The organism is Thalassotalea sp. G20_0 (assembly GCF_017744175.1).
Classification (GTDB): Bacteria; Pseudomonadota; Gammaproteobacteria; order Pseudomonadales; family Endozoicomonadaceae; genus Endozoicomonas.
Genome location: NZ_JAGHQV010000188.1, coordinates 1 through 1,543 on the forward strand (window position 1 = coordinate 1; position 1,543 = coordinate 1,543).

Sequence of the window (1,543 nt, forward strand, 5' to 3'; positions counted from 1 at the left end):
TTCAGGGCTTTTATTGGTCTTTATTATCAGCACGATATAGTGTTTGTGGTTTTTTTGTTCTCGTTTTTTTAAGCTAATTATTTAAATTTACAATATTATTGTCGTTTATTCGTCGGGAATTGCTGGTAAAATGCAGCCATTTTAAGAATGAGCTTATGCAATACAATATAATCCGTGCAGTCAGTGTATAAGCTGTATTTTTGTCAATGTATCAGCACTAACCCGAGGTAGTTTAATATGAAAGTATTCACTCAAATTCTTGCAAATGGCATATCTATCAAAGGCCATGGCGCTAATAGCGTCAATGATTTTGTAGGTGGACTTGTTCCGGTAAATATTGAAAAAATGCCCTTTTTCCTCACCAGACACTTGATATGAAAAACTGACAATGGCGTGTTCATTTTGCTTCATCTCAAGTAATTTCTGCTCACATGAAAATATCAGATCATCATGTTCTCCTTCAAACAGCTCCAGTTTCAGTGTTTTTTTTCCCAAGTAGATGTCATCAAGTTTGCCATAGACAGTCAGTGTTGATAGTGGTGCTGGTGCAGTAAATTCATCACAAAGAATGGGCTGAAATGTTTTATTCTCCAGGTAATGAAAGACCCTCATAGCAACAAACCCACAATTGGCTTTACATTCTGCCTGGTTAATATTGGCAAGAATATCCATGTTCTGCTCCTCAAACCTATCAGCTTGAGATGCAGTTAGATTACTGCTTTGATTTTGTGCGGATAAACAGTCAGAAATCATACATCAGGTCAGTGAAGCCGGAATGGATCGATACTCTCATTGTTAGCATTCACTTTCTCAAGCGTTAACCAGCACAGTGATGGCCATTGACCCGCCTCCCAATGCCCTTTGTATTATGCCTCTGCGCTCTATAAAAGACAGCTCATTGTGGTAGCGGTGTAAATGAAGTTTGAGGCCTTTGAGACTGGCTGATTTACGTTGACACAAACTACACTGGTAGGGATGCTTTTCTGCTGACAGCTCAACCTGCCGAATGGGGGCATGTTCGGCTCAGTTAGCCTCATCTCTGGCTTGACAATATATTGCATAGTGATCCGCCCATGGTTTTTCAAGTGGCGCTGTCTCAAGAAATAACTGGCCTGTTATTGCATAAACATACATGCTTTTCATTCTGCCCTGTCCATAGGGTTGAATTTGCGGCTCTAGAACAACTCCCCGGAATGCCGGGTATAGATCCTGAGTTGTCTGATATTGTTGGTAGTGCATTGGGTTTGGTTGCATCATTTGTTACCTTGCCAGATATACACTGATGTTTATTTACCTGTCGGTGAGGCCTGCTCCTTGGTTGAACAGCTATTGAGTAAACCTTTCCCCTGATTGAACAGCAATCCCCTGCATGATAGCTTGATATTTTTTCCAAATATTATTTTTTTCCGCTATTTGGTGCTTGTCCGAAAACCCATCAGCCCTTGAAAACAGCAGTCTGTGACCCAACTTAATCATTGAAGATTTCCACTGACAGGCTGTTGTCTCACTCATGCGCCAAACCATCAAGCCACAAATGCAGTTA

2 protein-coding genes are annotated in these 1,543 nt (G+C 40.8%); both read right to left on the reverse strand.

The window, feature by feature from the left end; translation table 11 throughout:
* Positions 1 to 180 precede the first annotated feature (180 nt).
* Positions 181 to 672 (reverse strand): hypothetical protein, encoded by a 492-nt coding sequence (locus J7438_RS25400; RefSeq protein ID WP_209278831.1) that lies wholly within the window; start codon positions 670 to 672, stop codon positions 181 to 183.
* Between the two features lie 654 nt (positions 673 to 1,326).
* A partial coding sequence (locus J7438_RS25405) for a hypothetical protein (protein WP_209278832.1) occupies positions 1,327 to 1,543 on the reverse strand: 217 nt, incomplete at its 5' end.